Origin of the sequence: Paraburkholderia sp. BL25I1N1 (assembly GCF_003002025.1) — a bacterium.
In the GTDB taxonomy this organism is placed as follows: domain Bacteria; phylum Pseudomonadota; class Gammaproteobacteria; order Burkholderiales; family Burkholderiaceae; genus Paraburkholderia.
The window spans coordinates 1-18,576 of record NZ_PVZB01000018.1 but is presented as its reverse complement, the minus strand read 5'-3'; the positions used below and the strand labels follow the sequence as shown (position 1 = coordinate 18,576).

The following is an 18,576-nucleotide window of genomic DNA, read 5'->3' as shown; positions in this document are numbered from 1 at the left end:
TTCTGCCCGCGCCGCGACGCGTGAACTGCGCGGCGCGACGCCACAACAAACTCAGTGCAGGATCTTCGCCAGAAAATCCTTCGCGCGATCCGACTTCGGATTGGCGAAGAAGTCTTCCTTGCGGTCGTCCTCGACGATCAAGCCTTTGTCCATGAAGATCACGCGGTGCGCGACCTTCTTCGCGAAGCCCATTTCGTGCGTCACGCACATCATGGTCATGCCTTCCTGCGCGAGTTCGACCATCACGTCGAGCACTTCGTTGATCATTTCCGGATCAAGCGCGGAGGTCGGCTCGTCGAACAGCATGGCGATCGGATCCATCGACAATGCGCGCGCAATCGCCACGCGCTGTTGCTGGCCACCCGACAACTGGCCCGGAAACTTGTCAGCATGCGCACGCAGGCCGACGCGATCGAGCAGCTTCAAACCCTTCGCCGTCGCCTCGTCGTTCGAGCGGCCGAGCACCTTCACCTGCGCGAGCGTGAGGTTCTGCACGATCGACAGATGCGGGAACAGTTCGAAGTGCTGGAACACCATGCCGACCTTGGCACGCAGCTTCGACAGATTGGTTTTCTTGTCGGTGAGCGACTGGCCGTTGATGACGATCTCGCCCTTCTGGAACGGCTCGAGGCCGTTGACGGTTTTGATCAGCGTGGATTTGCCCGAGCCCGACGGCCCGCACACCACCACCACTTCACCCTTTTTGACTTCCGTCGTGCAGTCGGTCAGCACTTGAAACTGGCCGTACCACTTCGAAACATTCTTGATAGAGATCATCTTGCGACCTTTTTCTGAAGACCTTTGACGAGGCTCGACGCGACCACACAGATCACGAAATAACACGCGCCCGCGAACAGTACCATCTCGACATTCGTACCGTCACGGTCGCCAATATTCGTGGCGGTGCGGAAGAAGTCGGCGAGGCTGATCACGTAGACGAGCGACGTATCCTGAAACAGCACAATGCCCTGCGTGAGCAGCAGCGGCACCATGGCGCGGAATGCCTGCGGCAGCACGATCAGACGCATGGACTGCGCGTATGTCATGCCGAGCGCGAACGACGCGTTGACCTGCCCGCGCGCCACCGACTGAATGCCGGCGCGGATAATCTCCGAATAGTAAGCCGCCTCGAACAGCGAGAAAGCGACCATGGCCGACGCGAGGCGAATGTCGATATCCGGCGACAAACCGAGCACGTTTTGCAGCACTTGCGGCACGATCAGGAAGAACCACAGCAGCACCATCACCAGCGGGATGGAACGGAAAATCGTCACGTAGCCCTTCGCGAACCACTCGAAGGGTTTGAACGACGACAGCCGCAACATGGCGAGAATGGTGCCCCAGACGATACCGAACACGATTGCGATCAGCGTGATCTTCAACGTGACAATGGCGCCGGTCCACAGCGTAGGCAATGCGCCCGGAATACCGCTCCAGTCGAAATGATGCATTACTTGCCTCCGATATAGCCGGGCAACCGGGTCTTGGCTTCGACCCAGCGCATGAGTTGCATCACGACCAGATTGATCAGCATGTACGCGATCGTGACCGCGATGAACGACTCATACGTCTGCGACGTGTAGTCGACCAGTTGGCGCGCCTGGGCGGACAGATCGAGCAGACCGATCGTCGACGCCACCGCCGAGTTCTTGAAGATATTCAGAAACTCGGAAGTCAGCGGCGGCACGATGATGCGGTAGGCGACCGGCAGCAGAACATAGCGGTACGTCTGCCATTGCGTGAAGCCCATGGCAAGGCCCGCGGCGCGCTGACCCTTCGGCAACGCGTTGATCCCCGAGCGCACCTGCTCGCACACGCGCGCAGCCGTGAATAGCCCGAGACAGATGATCGACGACGAGAAAAACTGCGCGCTCGGCGGCAGTTGCTTGAACCAGTTGCCGATCGAAGCGGGCAGCAACTCCGGTATCACCAGATACCAGATGAAGAACTGCACGATCAGCGGGATGTTACGGAAAATCGCGACATAGAGCGTGCCGATGCCCGACGCCCATTTATTCGGCACCGTGCGCAGCACGCCGAACAACGAACCGACGATCAGCGCGATCACCCACGCCGACAGCGACACGGTAATCGTCACCCAGAAGCCCGACAGCAGCCAGCCCAGATACGTGGTCGGCTCGCCGGTGGAGACGGGACTCAGCAGAATGCCCCAGTTCCAGTGATATGACATGACCAAGACTCCAGCAAAAAGAAACGGAAGAAGCGCGTGGCCCCTTCCGTTTCGTTCAGCGTTTCAAAAAAACAGCTAAGGTTTAATCGATTGCCTTGTCATTCGGGCTCTTGTAGAGCGCCTTGATGTCGTCGCTTTCCGGGAAGTTCAGGTTCAGGCCCTTCGGCGGGATCGGCGATTCGAACCACTTCTTGTAGATCGCGTCGGCTTCGCCCGAGGTTTCGACCTTGGCGATCGCGTCGTCGACTACCTTCTTGAACTCCGGATCGTTCTTGCGAATCATGCAGCCGTACGCTTCATGCGATTGCGGCGTGCCGACAATCACGAAATCGCCCGGATTGTTCGACTTCGCGCGTTCGCCCGCGAGCAGTGCGTCGTCCATCATGAAGGCAGCGGCGCGGCCGGTGGAGAGCGTCAGGAACGACTCGCCGTGGTCCTTCGCGCTGATGATGTTCATGCCCATGCTCTTGTCCTGGTTCATCTTGCGAAGCAGGCGCTCGGACGTGGTGCCGGCGGTCGTGACGACCGTCTTGCCCTTCAGGTCCGCCCAGTCCTTGATGCCGGAGTCTTTCTTGGTCATCAGGCGCGTGCCGATCACGAAGATCGTGTTCGAGAAGGCAGCCTGCTGCTGACGTTCAGCATTGTTCGTGGTCGAACCACATTCCATGTCGACGGTGCCGTTCTGCACCAGCGGAATACGGTTTTGCGACGTGACCGGCGTGAGCTTGACCTTCAGGTTCGGCATGTTCAGCTTCTGCTTCACTGCCTCTACGACCTTCAGCGCGAATTCCTGCGAGTAGCCGATGACGTTCTGCTTGTCGTCGTAATACGAAAACGGGATCGACGATTCGCGATGACCCAGCGAAATGACACCCGTGTCCTTGATCTTTTTCAGCGTACCAGCGTCTTGCGCATGCGCGCCAACCGTAAACAGTCCGAGAGTCGCGAGCAGCAGCGCAGCTTTTTTAACCTTCATGTGTGATCTCCTTGGCAAGAACCGGCGCCAGTTTAGCAAAGTAATTATTCTGAAAGTATGGCTATAAACCATGTTGTTGCGCGCGCGCCGCTAGGGGTTTGCGGCGCTTTGGGGGCAGGTCGGTCAACCTTTCCGTATATGCAAAGGCGGGCGGCATCGATACGATGCCGCCCGCCGGGTCGAACACGCAGTCTTGTGGACCGCGCTGAAGCAAGGATTGGCGGCGGTCCCGCGGGGTAGCGGAACCGCCGTTTGAAGCGGAAAAGAAGCCGAAAGAAGCGGAAAGATCAGGGATACAGGCCGCGCAGTTCGCGTGCTTCCAGGATCCGCTTACATGCGACGATAAATGCCGCTGTCCGCACGGACACCTTCTGCTCGCTCGACACTTGCCACACTGCGGCAAACGCTTCACGCATCACGCGCTCGAGGCGCTGGTTGATCTCGTCTTCCGTCCAGAAGAAGCTCGAGAAGTCCTGCACCCACTCGAAGTACGACACGGTCACGCCGCCGGCATTGGCCACCACGTCCGGAATCACGAGGATGCCGCGATCGTGCAGGATGTCGTCCGCAGCCGTGGTGGTCGGGCCGTTCGCGCCTTCCACGACGATCTTCGTCTTGATCTTGCTGGCGTTCTTTTCGGTGATCTGGTTTTCCAGCGCCGCCGGAATCAGGATGTCCGATTCGACGGTCCAGAACTCCTCGTTCGTGACGGCGTCGGCTTCGGGGAAACCACCCACACCGCCCGTCCTGGCCACGTGGTCGAGCAATGCGACGGCGTCGATACCGGTCGACTTGTACAGCGAGCCGGTGTGATCCTGCACCGCGACCAGTTTCGAACCGGCTTCCTGGAACAGACGCGCCGCGATGCCGCCCACGTTACCGAAACCTTGAACCGCAATGCGTGCGCCTTCGATGTCGACACCGATACGGCGCGCGGCTTCCGAAGCCGTCACGAACACGCCGCGGCCCGTCGCCTCGCGGCGGCCGAGCGAACCGCCCAGCGTAATCGGCTTGCCCGTCACCACGCCGGTGGCCGTTTGGCCCTGGTTCATGGAGTACGTGTCCATCATCCACGCCATGATCTGCTCGTTCGTGTTCACGTCCGGCGCGGGAATGTCGGTATTCGGTCCGATGATGATGCCGATTTCGCTGGTGTAACGGCGCGTCACGCGCTCCAGTTCACCACGCGACAAGGTGCGCGGGTCGACACGGATGCCGCCCTTCGCGCCGCCGTATGGCACGTTCACCGCAGCGTTCTTCACCGACATCCACGCCGACAAGGCCATCACTTCCGACAACGTCACGTCCTGGTGGTAACGCACACCGCCCTTGCCCGGACCGCGCGACACGTTGTGCTGCACGCGATAGCCTTCGAAGTGAGCGACCGTGCCGTTATCGAGTTCGATAGGCACGTCGACGATCAGAATGCGCTTCGGGCGCTTCAGGGTTTCGAGCCAGCGGGACAGGGAGCCGAGATACGGCGCGACGCGATCCACCTGACGCAGGTAGTTGCCCCACGGGCCGAGATCGTCTTTATTCAGGTAGGAAGGAACCGACTGCAACGTTGATGCGGATTGGGCTGCTTGTGCTGCCTGTTGCTGGGATGACATGAACGCTCCGGCGTTGAACGAATGTCAGCATTGTGGAAAAACGCCGTTTTGAAATCCAATGCCGTTTCCTTATCCGATTATGTTTTTTTTGCATAACCATCAAGAAGCCGCAAATTCGCGTCGTAAGGAGGCAGGATTTCAGGCCGTGCCTTGCGCCAGTTCTTGCGACACCACCTCCCACAATTGACGCGCGAGTATCTGTCGCGCATCGTCGCTCTTCGCCGCGAGCTTGTCGCGATAGAGGCGGATCTCCATGGTCAGTGTGAGCTGGCCTTCCGGCGTGCCGCGCGTGGCGCGGTCAAGACGGATCAGCTTGCCGTCGGCGACCGCGTCCTCGACCGCGCTGTGCGGCAGGAAGGCAATGCCGTGCCCGGCCAGCGCCATCGCCTTGAGTCCCTCGGCCATGTCGGTTTCGTAGAGGCGGTCGAGGTACAGGCGCGCCGGCGCGTTGGCGAGTATCACTTCGGTCATGCGTCCCAGATAGGCGTTCGGCGTGTACGACAGGTAAGGCGTGGGCGCCTCGCCCGTGCCCGGCAACGTGTGACGCGGCCGGCCAGCGCGGCCCGGCGCCGAAAACGGACTGATCGGTTCGTTGCCGAGCGTCAGCATGTCGTAGCGGCCCGGATCGAGCGCGACCGGATGGCTGGGATGGTGATAGCCCATCATCAGATCGCAGCCGCCTTCCACCAGCGACAACGCCGCGTCGTGCACGTTCAGGGCGCGCAGACGCGTGTGGATCGGACCCAGATGGGCTTCGATCCGCTGCAGCCAGCGTGGAAAGTAAGTCAGCGACAACGTGTGCGGCACGGCGAACTCGATGGTCGCCTGCGGCGTCGCCGTATGGCCGCGCAGCAACGCGCGCGCTTCGTGGAACTGCGAGAGCATCGCGAGCGCCTGTTCGTTGAACACCTGGCCGGCCGCCGTGAGCCGCGTCGGATAGACCGAGCGGTCGATCAACTCCGTGCCGAGCCATGCTTCGAGCGCCTGAATCCGCCGGGAGAACGCCGGCTGCGTGACGTGGCGCAATTCAGCCGAGCGGCTGAAACTACGCGTTTCCGCGAGCGAAACGAAGTCTTCGAGCCATTTCAGTTCCATGCGGGGCCTGCTGCCGACGGGAGAGAGGAAGTCAGCATTCTAGTGGGTGTCGTGAGACCGCCAGGTGCGGCCGTGCGCGAGATCGCGTGATAACCCCACGTCAGGAAATCGGATTGCGCCGATGGCGCCGCCCGGCCGCCAGCCGCTATCTTGCTGCGCGCACACCCCGGCGGCAGCACGCCGCACCCTCCATCAACTCTCTTTGATAACGCGCCTTTCCGTGCGCGAGACCCGCCATGTCCCCACTCGTCTCCATCATCACGCCGACGGCCAATCGCGACGGGTTCCTGCCGGCCATCGCGCGCTGCGTGCTGCGCCAGCAGGTCGACTGGGAATGGCTAATCCTCGACGACAGCCCCGAGCCGAGCGCGTATTTGCAGGCGCTGGCTTTGCAGGACGCGCGCATTCGCTACTTTCATTGCGCCGCGCGCATGTCGATCGGCGCCAAGCGCAACGCGCTGATCGCGGAATCGCGCGGCTCGCTCATCGCCCATTTCGACGATGACGACCACTACGCGCCGCACTACCTCGCGCACATGGTCACGACGATGCAGGAGAACCGCGCAGACCTGATCAAGCTGTCGGGCTTCTTCATGTACGCGCCGCACACGCAGTTCTTCGGCTACATGGACCTGAATGCCAAGGTAGGCCTGCACTACGAACTGAGCGGGCGTTCGGTCAGCCCCATCGAATTCCACGAGAAGATGCAGATCGGCGCGGACTTTATCCTGTTCTACGGCTTCTCTTATGTGTACGACAAAGCCCTTGCCGCGGTCTCGGCCTTCGACGACATCAATCTGTGCGACGACGAGAGCTTCATCCGGCGCGTAGTCGAAGCGGGCCGCAACGTGATCGCGGTGGACGATCCGCAAGCGAGCTGCCTGCATCTGGTCCATCCCGCCTCCACCTCGCGCTGCTTTTCGCGCTACTCGCTGCCGCCGTTCACGCTGCCTACCCTGTTCCCCGGCTACGAAGGCTATCCGGGCTAGCCGCCGCGCGGGCGTTACGCCGGCGCCGCGTGGCGCCGCGCCGAAATCGGCCGGTCGGCGTCCGGTGGTAAAATTCGCGGTTCCCGCAGTTTCCTCCGCGTTTTCACCCTTGCGCCACGCCGCCATCATGTCCGACACCCATCCCGACACCCTCTTCGCGCTGAACGCGCTCTCCCCGCTCGACGGCCGCTACGCCTCGAAAACCGAAGCCTTGCGCGACTGGCTCTCGGAAGCCGCTTTCATGCGCAACCGCGTGACCGTCGAAATCCATTGGCTGATCGCGCTCTCGCGCGCCGGTTTCGCCGAAGTGCCGCGCTTTTCCGAAGCGTCCGAGCAATTCCTGCTGCAACTGGCCGAGCGCTTCACCGCGCACGACGCCGCGCGCATCAAGGAAATCGAACGTGTGACGAATCACGACGTGAAAGCGGTCGAGTACTGGCTGAAAGAATCGGTGAAGGGTCAGGCGGAACTGGAGCGCGCGAGCGAGTTCATCCACTTCGCCTGCACGTCGGAAGACATCAACAACACGTCGCACGGCCTGATGCTGGCGGGCGCCCGCGAACACGTGATCCTGCCGGCGCTGCGCTCGGTGCATCAGCGTCTCGTCGCTCTCGCTCACGCGCACGCCGAGCAGCCGATGCTGTCGCGCACGCACGGTCAGCCGGCCAGCCCGACCACGCTCGGCAAGGAACTCGCCAACGTCGCCGCCCGCCTGGAGCGCGCGATCGATCGTATCGCCAAGGTCGAACTGCTCGGCAAGATGAACGGCGCGGTCGGCAACTTCAACGCGCATCTCTCTGCGTATCCGGAATTCGATTGGGAAGCGTTCTCGCGCGAAGTCGTCGAGCAACGTCTGAAACTCACCTTCAATCCGTACACGATCCAGATCGAGCCGCATGACTATATGGCCGAACTGTTCGACGCGGTATCGCGCGCCAATACGATCCTGCTGGATCTGGACCGCGACGTGTGGGGCTATATCTCGGTCGGTTACTTCAAGCAGCGCACCAAGGCCGGCGAAATCGGTTCGTCGACCATGCCGCACAAGGTCAACCCGATCGACTTCGAAAACTCGGAAGGCAATCTCGGCCTGGCCAACGCCACGCTGCGCCACCTCGCCGACAAGCTGCCGGTCTCGCGCTGGCAGCGTGACCTGACCGATTCGACAGTGCTGCGCAATATCGGCGTGGCGTTCGGTTACTCGCTGCTCGCGTACGACTCGCTGATCCGCGGTCTGGACAAGTTGGAAGTGAATGCGCAGCGTCTGAACGAAGACCTCGACAACTGCTGGGAAGTGCTGGCCGAGCCGGTGCAAACGGTGATGCGCCGTTACGGCATCGAGAATCCGTACGAGCAGTTGAAAGAACTGACGCGCGGCAAGGGCATCACGCGTGAAGCGCTGCAAACGTTCGTCAACGGCCTCGCGATTCCGCAGGACGCGAAAGATCGTTTGCTCGCGATGACGCCGGGCTCCTATATCGGCAAGGCAGTCGAATTGGCTAAGCGGATCGCTTAAGCGGTCTCGATTGCCGATTGCCTCGTTAAAGTCGAGGCGTAAAAAAACCGCTCCGTGGAGCGGTTTTTCATTTTCAGCAGCGAAACACACTCACTTGCGCGCTTCGACCTGCTTCAGCACCTCGACGACGATTTCTTCCGGTGACAATTCGATGCTCACCGTAATCGCTTCGTCCGGGCCCGGCTCTTCGAGCGTATCGAGCTGGCTTTGCAGCAGCGACGGATCGAAGAAATGCCCGGTGCGCGTGGTCAGACGCTGCTCCAGCACCTCACGCGAACCCTTCAGATACACGAAGCACACGTCCTTGTCGCCATCGCGCAAAACGTCGCGGTACGAGCGCTTCAGCGACGAGCACGTGAACACGGCCGTCTCGCCCGCCTTCTGCTTCTCGACAATCGCGGCGCGGATGGTTTGCAGCCACGGCCACCGGTCTTCATCGGTAAGCGGAATGCCGTGGTGCATTTTCTCTTTGTTGGCGGCGCTGTGAAACGCGTCGCCATCGGTGAAGGCGCAATGCAGGCGTTCCGCCAGCATTTCGCCAATTCTCGTCTTGCCGGCGCCCGACACGCCCATTGCGATCAGAATCATCAAAAACTCCTTACACGACCGCCGCGAGTGCGAAGGTCAAACCCAAGCCCATCAGTGAAATGATGGTTTCGAGGAGCGACCATGTCTTGAAGGTCTGCCCCACCGTCATACCGAAGTATTCCTTGATCAGCCAGAAACCGCCGTCGTTCACGTGCGAGAAGATCAGCGAGCCCGAACCCGTGGCGAGCACCAGCAACTCCGGCTCCACATGCACGCCGCTAGCCGAAGCGATCGGTGCGACGATGCCGCACGCGGTGGTCATGGCGACCGTCGCCGAACCCGTGGCCAGACGAATCAGTGCGGCCACCAGCCAGCCGAACAACAGCGGCGACAGATGCATGGCCGTTGCCACATTGACGATTTCCTTCGAAATACCGCTATCCATCAGCACGCGCCCGAAACCGCCGCCCGCGCCGACGATCAGCGTGATGCCCGCGATCGGCGCGAGACAGTCGCCGCAGAATTTCTGGATCTGCTCGCGAGTGAAACCGCGGCTCGCGCCGAAGGTCCAGAAGCTCACCAGCACCGCGATCAGCAGCGCGACGTCCGAATTGCCGGCGAAGTGCAGCAGGTCGTTCGGTAAGGTTTTCGGCGTGGTGAAGAGATCGGCCCAGCTTCCCACCAGCATCAGAATCACCGGCAGCAGGATCGTGAGCAGCGTGATGCCGAAGCTCGGCAGTTCGCGCTTGGGTGCCACGTTCTGCGCTGCGTTCTGCGCGCCGTTTTTGGTCTCGTCACCGTGGCCGAGAAATTGCGCGGCAAGCGCGTTCTCTTTCGGCAGCTTGATGTATCGACTGATCAGCAACGCGAACAGCGGACCCGCGACGATCGCGGTCGGCACACCGACGATCAGCCCATAAGCGATGGTCTTGCCGATATCCGCGTGATACGCCTGCACCGCGAGCATCGCGGCCGGATGCGGCGGAAGCAGGCCGTGCACGACGGACAGACCCGCCACCATCGGCAAGCCGACCAGCAGCAACGACTTGTTGGTGCGCTTCGCAACGTTGAACGCGATCGGGATCAGCAGCACGAAACCGACTTCGAAGAACACCGGCAAGCCGACGATGATCGCCACGATCATCATCGCCCAATGGATGTTTTTCTCGCCGAAGAAGTTGATCAACGTGGTGGCGATGCGCTCGGCGCCGCCCGACTCGGCCATCATCTTGCCGAGCATGGTGCCCAGACCGACCACGATGGCGATATGCCCAAGCGTATTGCCATTACCCGTTTCGAACGATTTGACGATGGTCGCCATCGGCATGCCGGATGCAAGACCCAGCAGCAGCGACACGATGATCAGAACGAGGAACGGATAAACCTTGTAGCGTGTGATCAGCAGGATCAGCAATGCGATGGCGATCACCGCGAAGACCAGCAGCGTGCTGCCGTGGACAGCTTCCATGAAGCTCCTCCTTTTGCGTTATTGATTGTGAGTGCGTGCGGAACACAGCCAGCACCGTGTCTCACGGCGACCTGTACGGGGCCTTGAAACCGGGCTGACCGCGCGGACGCTGAATTTTACTGTTTGTTATCTCAAGACGTGCGCCAATTCTCCGCGCATATCGCAAAAAGAGCCTCGCCAAGACAGCCTGAACAGCTGTATCGACGAGGCTCCTTCGTGTCGGACCTTGATAAAGGGTTAACGAGCGCGCGGATTCAACCTAGTGAGCCGGCGCCGCCAGCTGGCTCGCGGCACGCGCCAGACGCGTGACCTCGTCCCAGTTTTGCGCGGCGAGCGCGGCTTTCGGCGTGAGCCATGAGCCGCCCACGCACACCACGTTCGGCAGCGACAGGAAATGCGTGGCCGTTTCCGCCGTGATGCCGCCGGTCGGGCAGAACTTCAGATTCGGGAACGGGCCGTGGAACGCTTGCAGCATCGGCACGCCGCCGGCTTGCTGCGCCGGGAAAAACTTCACGATCTCGTAGCCGAGCTCGAGCGCCGCGATGATGTCCGACGGCGTCATCACGCCCGGTAGCAGCGGCAAGCCCGCATCCTGCGCGGCCTTGTGCATGTCTCTAGTCAGGCCCGGCGAGACGCCGAACTGCGCACCCGCCTTCTTGGCCTGAGCGCAATGCTCGGGCTTCGTAATCGTACCGACACCCACCACGATATCTTCGGCCAACTGGCTCGCGCGTTCGATCGCTTCGAGGCCTGCTGCGGTGCGCAAGGTGATTTCCAGCACCTTCACGCCGCCCGCGTGCAGCGCGCGCGACACGTGTTCACCCTGTTCGACCGAGTCGAACGCGAGCACCGGAATCACCGGGCCTAGGCGCACGATATCGCTTACTGTTTTCGACGTCATAGTCAGACTCCTTGTTCTGCAGCACTTGGCTGGCTTGAGTGGTGCTTGTTGGGTGCCGATTTGCTGCTTGCGTGCCGCTAGCGTGTTTCAGGTGTGCGCTTTGGCTTTTTCGCCGTGACGCGCAGCCTCGTGAGTGTCGTGCGACGCTGCATGAGGCGCCGCGCGCTCGCCCACCATCGCGCCGAATACCGACGCTCCCTGCTCCGCCGGCGCCGCCGCCGCGCGGAACACGCCGAACAGCTCACGGCCGAAGCCAACTTCGTTCGCCGCCTGATGCTGCGGCGCGGCGCCCTGGCGCGCGCTCCATTCCGCCGCGTCGATTTCCATGTCGAGCACGCCGGCGTCGGCGTCGATCACCAGCATGTCGCCCGTGCGCACCTTGCCGATCGGCCCTTGCAGCAACGCTTCCGGCGACAGATGAATCACCGCCGGCACCTTGCCCGACGCGCCGGACATGCGGCCGTCCGTGACCAGTGCAACATGGAAACCTTGATCCTGCAACACACCGAGCAGCGGCGTCAAACGGTGTAATTCGGGCATGCCGTTTGCGCGCGCGCCCTGGAAGCGCACGACAGCGATGAAGTCGCGCTTCAGCTCGTGCTTGTCGAACGCTTCCTGCACGGCTTCCTGCGAATCGAACACGATCGCCGGCGCCCTCACCTTGCGATGCTGCGCCGCCACCGCCGAAATCTTGATCACGCCACGGCCGAGCTTGCCCTGCATCAGACGCAGGCCGCCGTCCGGCTGGAACGGTTCTTTGATGCCGCGCAGCACCGCGGTGTCTTCGCTCGCTGTCGCACCCGGCACCCATTGCAGCTTGCCGTCGATCAGCTTCGGCTCTTCGGTGTAGTGCTTGAGCCCCTTGCCCGCGACCGTGTTCACGTCTTCGTGCAGCAAGCCGCCTTCGAGCAGATTGCGCACGAGGAACGCGACGCCGCCGGCTGCGTGGAAGTGGTTCACGTCCGCCTTGCCGTTCGGATAGATTTTCGCGAGCAGCGGCACGGCTTGCGACAGCGTGTCGAAGTCGTCCCAGTCGATCACGATGCCGGCCGCGCGTGCAATCGCGACCAGATGCAGCGTGTGGTTGGTCGAGCCGCCCGTCGCCAGCAACGCGACGATGCCGTTGACGATCGCCTTTTCGTCGATCACGTGGCCGATCGGCATGTAGTTGCCGCGCTCGACCGTCAGATCGAGCACACGGCGCGCGGCCTGCGCGGTCAGCGCATCGCGCAGCGGCGTATGCGGATGCACGAAAGCCGAACTCGGCAGATGCAGGCCCATCACTTCCATCAGCATCTGGTTGCTGTTCGCCGTGCCGTAGAACGTGCAGGTGCCGTGGCTGTGATACGCGGCGGCTTCCGCTTCGAGCAGCGCGCCGCGATCGCATTGGCCGGTCGCGAAGAGTTGGCGTGTTTTGGCTTTGTCGTCATTCGACAGGCCGCTGCCCATCGGGCCGGCCGGCACGAAGATGGTTGGGATATGGCCGAATTGCAGCGCGCCGATCAACAGGCCCGGCACGATCTTGTCGCAGATGCCGAGGCACAGTGCCGCGTCGAACATGTTGTGCGTGAGCGCGACTGCCGTGCTCATGGCGATGACCTCGCGCGAGAACAGCGACAGTTCCATGCCCGCATTGCCTTGCGTGACGCCGTCGCACATGGCCGGCACGCCGCCCGCGAATTGCGCGACGCCGCCGTTTTCACGCGCGGCCTGCTTGATGATGTCCGGGTAGTTTTTGTACGGGGCGTGGGCCGACAGCATCTCGTTGTACGAGGACACGATGCCGATGTTCGGCTCGCGAATCTGCTTGATGACGAGCTTGTCGTTGCCTTCGAGGCCGGCGAAACCGTGCGCCAGATTGGCGCAGGAGAGCGCGCCGCGCGCCGGGAACTTGCCCTGCGCCTGGTGGATGCGGGCGAGATACGCCTCACGAGTGGGCTTGCTACGCTCGACCACGCGCTGCGTGACCTTCAACAATTGCGAATGCGGGGAAACCATCGGAGCTCCTTCGTCGCTGGCCTAAGACGCGCAGTCGATGCGCGCGCGATGCCAGGTGGGTATCGCGGGGGCGTCGGGTCAACCGACAACGTCATGTTAGTAGAAAAACTACACGATCGCAATGTGGATTCTTGTTGCGACGCCGCATCGCCGAATCGTCAGAAGCCCTTTACTGCCGGCCCGCCGCCAAATTTCAACAACATCCTAGGGAATACACCTACGCGCCAAATGTAGTTTTTGTACCTTTCTGGCAATCAGCTATAGTCCACGCATTCTTCAGCATAGTGCGAGTTTTCCGATGATGCTGTCCCAAGTCGAAGAGATGCGCGAGCAGTTGCGGCCGTCCGAGCGCAAGCTGGCCGACTATGTGATCGAATCGCCACGCGAGGTGCTCGATCTGTCGATGACCGAAGTCGCCGCCCGCGCGGGCGTCAGCCAGCCGACCATCGCGCGGTTCTGTCGCGCGTTGGGCTTTTCGGGGTTTCGTGAGTTCAAGATCCGGCTGGCGCAAGGTATCGCGTCCAGCGTGCCGACCGTCTATCGCGACGTGCGGTCGGACGAAGGTGCGTCCGGGCTGATCGCCAAAGTGTTCGACCGGACCATCGGCACGCTGATCGAGGTGCGCAACAGCCTGTCGCCGGACAGCATCGAAGCGGCCGTCGAACTGCTGGCGAACGCCGCGCGCATCGAGTTTTACGGCGCGGGCGGCTCGGGCATCGCCGCGCAGGATATACAGCACAAGTTTTTCCGGCTCGGCATGCCGAGCGTCGCGTACTCCGATCCGCACACGTATTCGATGTCGGCGGCGCTGCTCGAACCCGGCGACGTCGTCGTGGCGATTTCCAATACCGGCCGCACGCGCGACATCATCGATTCAGCGCGCTCCGCGCTCGCACGCGGCGCCAAAGTGATTGCCATCACGCACGGCAGTTCACCGCTCGCACGGGTTGCGAGCATTTGCCTGTTCTCGAACGTCGTGGAAGAAAACGACGTGTTTTCACCGATGACCTCGCGCATGTCGCATCTCGCGATCGGCGACATTCTGGCGGTCGGCGTGGCGCTCAGGCGCGGACCTGAACTCGTCGAAAGGCTCGGCCAGGCGAAAGGCGTGATCGGCCGGCTGCGCATCGACGGCGAGCCCTGAAGCGCCGGAATAGAAAAAGGCCTGCGCGACGGCAGGCCTTTGATGGTCAAACTTTTGCGTCGCCCGACTTACTCGGCGAAGACGCGCACGTCGACACGACGGTTTTGCATACGACCTTCGGCGGTTGCGTTCGTGGCGACCGGATCAGCGCTGCCCATGCCCTTCGATGAGAACTGGTCGGCCTGAAGGCCACCGTCGCGCAGATAAGCGACGACAGCCGCGGCACGCGCTTCGGAGAGCATCCGGTTATGCGGCTCGGAGCCTGTCTTGTCGGTATAGCCGATCACGGTCACGCGACGAAGGTGTACTTCCTTGTTCACGCGCAAGAACTGGTCGAGATTGTCCTTGGCGACCGCGCTGAGTACCGAGCTATCGGTGGCGAAGTTCGCGTTGCCTTGCAACAGCAGACGGCGTTGTTGCACCGTGACTTGCGGTTGCGGGGCGGGTTGCTGCGCGATCACCACCGGCGCCGGCTGCTGTACGACTGGCTGCGTCACCGGCTGCTGCACGGCAGGCGTACCGCACATGAAGGTTCCTTCACGCGGATCTTTCTTCGGCTCGTTGTTGCGTACGCCGTCAATCGATTCGAGCCAGGTGACGGGCTGGGCTTTACAAGTTTCTTCGGCCACGCGCACACAAGCCTGCGAGCTTTCGAAAAGTCCCTGACAGGTCACGTGATAAGTGCGTGCCTGCTGGTTCGGCGTGCTGATGGCGTGCAACGTGTAGGTCGCACCCGACTGCGTGGTACAGGCAGCGAGCGCGGCGACGAACGCGCCGAGCAACGGCGCGCGGAGATATTTAAAAAGAGTCGAGTTCATTTCAACGGATTCAGTGTTTGAAGCGGCGCCGTTGCTGCGTGTGCTGCCAACAACGGCGCGCTTTCAGTTAGGAAATCTGCGGATCAGGGCCGACGGATGGAATTTGCATCCCATCCGTCGAGGCGCTTACCACTGATAGGAAGCACCCAAGCCGACGGTCGTGCCTTGCGAGCTGGTGCCCGCGCCGGCCTTCATCTTCAGGTTCTCGGTAATACGCGCCGAGATGCCGAGTGCCACAGCGCTCGAACCCTTGTACGTACCGCTGCCGATACCGACCGCGATCGTCTTGCCTTGATCGACGTCCGGAATCATGGTCAGTGCCGTAGCCGCCGCGATACCCGCGTAGGAGTTCTTCGCAACCTGGTTGACGCTGCTCTGCACCGAACTGATCTGCTTGTCGGTGTAGTCCTTCGCGGTCATGCCGGCCGGCACGTTGCCGACGGCCGAACCGATTGCATCGTTCAACTGGCCGACGTTGACCGCGTCGGTCGTTGCCGTACCCGCTGCCACGTTGGTGACCTGGCGTTCGTTGCCCGCCGAGCCCACCGACACCGTGTTAGCACGGTCCGCCACCGAGTTCGCACCCAGCGCCACCGAGTTGGCCGCGCTTGCGCTGGCGTTCGCACCCATTGCCGTCGAATGCGTACCGCTCGCGACCGCTGCTTCCGTGTCACGGTTGCCGTTTGCAGCAAACATCGGGTTGCTCGCTGCGGCGGCAATGTTCGTGACGGTGGAAATCGCCGCGTTCATCTGCGTGACGTTGACTGCGTCGTCGCCGGCCGTACCTGCTGCCACGTTGTGGATCGTCGTACCGCCTGCAACACCGTTACCCATCGTAATGCTGTTGTAGTTGGTCGTACCGTCCGCGTTGTGGTCATACGTGACTGCCGCGTTCGTCGTGCCGTTAGGATTGATCACGCCCGACGCCTTCAACTGCGCGACGTTCACCGCATCCGTATCCGCCGTACCTGCCGCGACGTTGGTGATCTGGCGTTCGTTGCCCGCCGAGCCCACCGACACCGTGTTGGCGCGATCCGCCACCGAGTTGGAACCCAATGCCACCGAGTTCGCCGCCAGCGATTTCGCGTTACCACCGATCGCCACCGAATCCGCGCCGATTGCCTGGGAATCCGGCAACGCGGAGTTGGCGTGGAAGTACGTGACACCGCCACCATTGCTGATGGTGTTCAGCGTGTTGTTGATGTTGGTGATCGCCGTCGTGTTCTGCGTCGTGCGGTCGTCCAGATTGGTGATCGCGTCACCCACGTTGTTGACGGTCGTGCCGCCCACCGCGTAAGTCGGCGCCGTGATGGAGCCATCCGTGTTCACCGTCGAACCACCGCCGATTGCATTCGCGACGCTCTGCGACACACCGAACAGCTGCGAACCGTTCACCGCATCCACGCTCGTTGCGCTCACTTCACCAGCGGCCACGCCGGTCAGCTTGCGCGAACCCGCCGTACCCGTGAAGTCCACCACCGTACCGTCGCTATCCTTCGCCACGGTGATGTTGCGCGACGTCGCATCCTGCTGCACCAGACCCACCGAACCGTTGTTGATGTTGTTCGTCAGGTTGGTGATGTCGCTCGAGTTCTGCGTCACCTGCTGGTTGGTCGCATACAGCTCGCTACCATTGACCGCGTCCGTGCTGGTCGCGCTCAGGCGGCCTGCCGCGACGTTGGTGATGGTGCGCTCGTTACCCACCGAGCCCACGCTCACCGTGCTCGTCGGAGCCGTGCCTGCAAACGTGTAGTTCACGCCGCCGACGGTCGCGCCAGTGGTCGCCACTGCTGCTGCCGTCGTCGAACCCGCGCCCAGTGCCACCGCGCCGGCATTCGCTGCCGATGCGTTGCCGCCGATCGCCACTGCATCCGCGCCCGTTGCCGACGAATCCGCCAGCGTCGAGTTCGAGTGGAAGTACTTGATGCCCGTACCGCCGTTGGTGATGTTGTTCACCACGTTGCTGATGTTGGTGACATTACCCGCGATGTTGCTGACGTTGTTACTCAGGTTCGCCACGTTGCTGTTCGTCGAGTACAACTGCGAACCGTTGACCGCATCCGTGCTCGCGGCGCTCAGAACACCCGCCGTTACACCGGTCAGCTTGCGCGAACCCGCCGTACCCGTGAAGTCCACCACCGTACCGTCGCTACCCTTCGCCACGGTGATGTTGCGCGACGTCGCATCCTGCTGCACCAGACCCACCGAACCGTTGTTGATGTTGTTCGTCAGGTTAGTGATGTCGCTCGAGTTCTGCGTCACCTGCTGGTTGGTCGCGTACAGCTCGCTGCCATTGACCGCGTCCGTGCTGGTCGCGCTCAGGCGGCCTGCGGCCACGTTGGTGATGGTGCGCTCGTTACCCACCGAGCCCACGCTCACCGTGCTCGTCGGAGCCGTGCCTGCAAACGTGTAGGTGACGCCACCGATCGTCGTGCCACTGGTCGCCACTGCGGTCGTCGTCGTCGAATTCGAACCCAGTGCCACCGAGTTCGCCGTCGTTGCCGAAGCGTTGCCACCGATCGCCACTGCGTCCGTGCCCGTTGCCGACGAATCCGCCAGCGTCGAGTTCGCGTGGAAGTACTTGATGCCCGTACCGCCGTTGGTGATGTTGTTCACCACGTTGCTGATGTTGGTGACGTTGCCCGCGATGTTGCTCACGTTGTTGCTCAGGTTCGAAACGTTATTGCTGACGTTGTTCACCTTTGCATCTTCCGATTGCAACTGGCTCACGTTCACCGCGTCCGTCGCTGCCGAACCGGCTGCCACGTTCGTGATGCGACGTTCCTTGCCCGCTGCACCAACCGACACTTCACCGCCCAGCGCCGTCGCTGCCGTGATCGCCGAGCCGCCGGCCGGCGTGAAGCCTGCCGTCGTCAGCGTCGTCGAGTTCGCCACCGAGTTTGAACCCAGTGCCACCGAGTTCGCCGTCGTTGCCGAAGCGTTGCCACCGATCGCCACTGCATCCGTACCCGTTGCCGACGAATCCGCCAGCGTCGAGTTCGCGTGGAAGTACTTGATGCCCGTACCGCCGCTGGTGATGTTGTTCACCACGTTGCTGATGTTCGTGACATTGCCAGCGATGTTGCTGACGTTGTTGCTCAGGTTCGAAACGTTATTGCTGACGTTGGTCACCTTCGCATCTTCCGATTGCAACTGGCTCACGTTCACCGCGTCCGTGGCGTTCAGGCCTGCTGCCACGTTCGTGATGCGACGCTCTGCACCTGCTGCGCCCACCGACACTTCACCACCCAGCGCCGTCGCTGCCGTGATCGCCGAGCCGCCGGCCGGCGTGAAGCCTGCCGTCGTCAGCGTCGTCGAGTTCGCCACCGAGTTCGAACCCAG

General features: G+C 62.1%; 15 protein-coding genes. 3 read left to right on the top strand and 12 right to left on the bottom strand.

All coding sequences use genetic code 11. From position 1 onward, the window contains the following. Positions 1-51: 51 nt before the first annotated feature. The 6 genes from B0G73_RS25530 to B0G73_RS25505 form a co-directional block, all read right to left on the bottom strand. Entirely contained in the window at positions 52-777 is a 726-nt protein-coding gene (locus tag B0G73_RS25530; RefSeq protein WP_012434314.1) for an amino acid ABC transporter ATP-binding protein, read from the bottom strand. Then, entirely contained in the window at positions 774-1,451 is a 678-nt protein-coding gene (gene gltK / locus B0G73_RS25525) for a glutamate/aspartate ABC transporter permease GltK (protein ID WP_106284012.1), read from the bottom strand. Before gltK ends, B0G73_RS25530 begins: the two co-directional genes overlap by 4 nt. Beyond that, positions 1,451-2,191: an amino acid ABC transporter permease gene (locus tag B0G73_RS25520; RefSeq protein WP_106284011.1), complete on the bottom strand. Its 741-nt coding sequence runs from the start codon at positions 2,189-2,191 to the stop codon at positions 1,451-1,453. Before B0G73_RS25520 ends, gltK begins: the two co-directional genes overlap by 1 nt. 82 nt (positions 2,192-2,273) lie before the next feature. Beyond that, a complete protein-coding gene (locus B0G73_RS25515; RefSeq protein WP_106284010.1) occupies positions 2,274-3,167 on the bottom strand; it encodes a glutamate/aspartate ABC transporter substrate-binding protein in 894 nt (297 codons plus the stop codon). Between the two features lie 287 nt (positions 3,168-3,454). Continuing rightward, positions 3,455-4,777, bottom strand: coding sequence for a Glu/Leu/Phe/Val dehydrogenase (locus tag B0G73_RS25510; RefSeq protein WP_106284009.1), 1,323 nt, complete (start codon positions 4,775-4,777; stop codon positions 3,455-3,457). A 138-nt stretch (positions 4,778-4,915) separates the two neighbouring features. Next, a complete protein-coding gene (locus B0G73_RS25505) occupies positions 4,916-5,872 on the bottom strand; it encodes a LysR family transcriptional regulator (protein WP_106284008.1) in 957 nt (318 codons plus the stop codon). 236 nt (positions 5,873-6,108) lie between these two features. Between B0G73_RS25505 and B0G73_RS25500 the strand changes: the two genes are divergently transcribed. Together B0G73_RS25500 and purB are read left to right on the top strand one after the other, a co-directional pair. Further along, entirely contained in the window at positions 6,109-6,861 is a 753-nt protein-coding gene (locus B0G73_RS25500) for a glycosyltransferase family 2 protein (RefSeq protein WP_106284007.1), read from the top strand. Positions 6,862-6,988: 127 nt separating this feature from the next. Then, entirely contained in the window at positions 6,989-8,377 is a 1,389-nt protein-coding gene (gene purB, locus B0G73_RS25495; protein WP_106284006.1) for an adenylosuccinate lyase, read from the top strand. Between the two features lie 90 nt (positions 8,378-8,467). Here purB and B0G73_RS25490 read toward each other — a convergent pair whose 3' ends face one another. The 4 genes from B0G73_RS25490 to edd form a co-directional block, all read right to left on the bottom strand. Further along, complete coding sequence (locus B0G73_RS25490) at positions 8,468-8,965, bottom strand: gluconokinase (RefSeq protein ID WP_106284005.1); 498 nt, start codon at positions 8,963-8,965, stop codon at positions 8,468-8,470. Positions 8,966-8,975: 10 nt separating this feature from the next. After that, positions 8,976-10,373, bottom strand: a complete 1,398-nt coding sequence (locus tag B0G73_RS25485; RefSeq protein WP_106284004.1) for a GntP family permease — start codon at positions 10,371-10,373, stop codon at positions 8,976-8,978. 259 nt (positions 10,374-10,632) lie between these two features. Continuing rightward, complete coding sequence (eda, locus tag B0G73_RS25480; protein ID WP_106284003.1) at positions 10,633-11,274, bottom strand: bifunctional 4-hydroxy-2-oxoglutarate aldolase/2-dehydro-3-deoxy-phosphogluconate aldolase; 642 nt, start codon at positions 11,272-11,274, stop codon at positions 10,633-10,635. Positions 11,275-11,361: 87 nt separating this feature from the next. Further along, entirely contained in the window at positions 11,362-13,272 is a 1,911-nt protein-coding gene (gene edd / locus B0G73_RS25475; RefSeq protein WP_106284002.1) for a phosphogluconate dehydratase, read from the bottom strand. A gap of 298 nt (positions 13,273-13,570) precedes the next feature. On the opposite strand from edd, the gene B0G73_RS25470 reads away from it, so the two are divergent. Further along, entirely contained in the window at positions 13,571-14,416 is an 846-nt protein-coding gene (locus tag B0G73_RS25470) for a MurR/RpiR family transcriptional regulator (protein WP_106284001.1), read from the top strand. Positions 14,417-14,484: 68 nt separating this feature from the next. Here the strand turns inward: B0G73_RS25470 and B0G73_RS25465 are convergent, their stop codons facing one another. Continuing rightward, positions 14,485-15,234: an OmpA family protein gene (locus B0G73_RS25465; RefSeq protein ID WP_106284000.1), complete on the bottom strand. Its 750-nt coding sequence runs from the start codon at positions 15,232-15,234 to the stop codon at positions 14,485-14,487. Positions 15,235-15,360: 126 nt separating this feature from the next. Then, a partial coding sequence (locus B0G73_RS25460; RefSeq protein WP_181196644.1) for a YadA family autotransporter adhesin occupies positions 15,361-18,576 on the bottom strand: 3,216 nt, incomplete at its 5' end.

Excerpts from the sequence above, each read along its gene's own strand:
- B0G73_RS25485 (WP_106284004.1), bottom strand. The coding sequence starts at position 10,373 with ATGGAAGCTGTCCACGGCAGCACGCTGCTGGTCTTCGCGGTGATCGCC.
- B0G73_RS25470 (WP_106284001.1), top strand. The coding sequence starts at position 13,571 with ATGATGCTGTCCCAAGTCGAAGAGATGCGCGAGCAGTTGCGGCCGTCC.
- B0G73_RS25530 (WP_012434314.1), bottom strand. The coding sequence starts at position 777 with ATGATCTCTATCAAGAATGTTTCGAAGTGGTACGGCCAGTTTCAAGTG.
- gltK (WP_106284012.1), bottom strand. The coding sequence starts at position 1,451 with ATGCATCATTTCGACTGGAGCGGTATTCCGGGCGCATTGCCTACGCTG.
- B0G73_RS25505 (WP_106284008.1), bottom strand. The coding sequence starts at position 5,872 with ATGGAACTGAAATGGCTCGAAGACTTCGTTTCGCTCGCGGAAACGCGT.
- B0G73_RS25510 (WP_106284009.1), bottom strand. The coding sequence starts at position 4,777 with ATGTCATCCCAGCAACAGGCAGCACAAGCAGCCCAATCCGCATCAACG.
- B0G73_RS25490 (WP_106284005.1), bottom strand. The coding sequence starts at position 8,965 with ATGATTCTGATCGCAATGGGCGTGTCGGGCGCCGGCAAGACGAGAATT.
- B0G73_RS25515 (WP_106284010.1), bottom strand. The coding sequence starts at position 3,167 with ATGAAGGTTAAAAAAGCTGCGCTGCTGCTCGCGACTCTCGGACTGTTT.
- purB (WP_106284006.1), top strand. The coding sequence starts at position 6,989 with ATGTCCGACACCCATCCCGACACCCTCTTCGCGCTGAACGCGCTCTCC.
- B0G73_RS25465 (WP_106284000.1), bottom strand. The coding sequence starts at position 15,234 with ATGAACTCGACTCTTTTTAAATATCTCCGCGCGCCGTTGCTCGGCGCG.
- edd (WP_106284002.1), bottom strand. The coding sequence starts at position 13,272 with ATGGTTTCCCCGCATTCGCAATTGTTGAAGGTCACGCAGCGCGTGGTC.
- B0G73_RS25500 (WP_106284007.1), top strand. The coding sequence starts at position 6,109 with ATGTCCCCACTCGTCTCCATCATCACGCCGACGGCCAATCGCGACGGG.
- eda (WP_106284003.1), bottom strand. The coding sequence starts at position 11,274 with ATGACGTCGAAAACAGTAAGCGATATCGTGCGCCTAGGCCCGGTGATT.
- B0G73_RS25520 (WP_106284011.1), bottom strand. The coding sequence starts at position 2,191 with ATGTCATATCACTGGAACTGGGGCATTCTGCTGAGTCCCGTCTCCACC.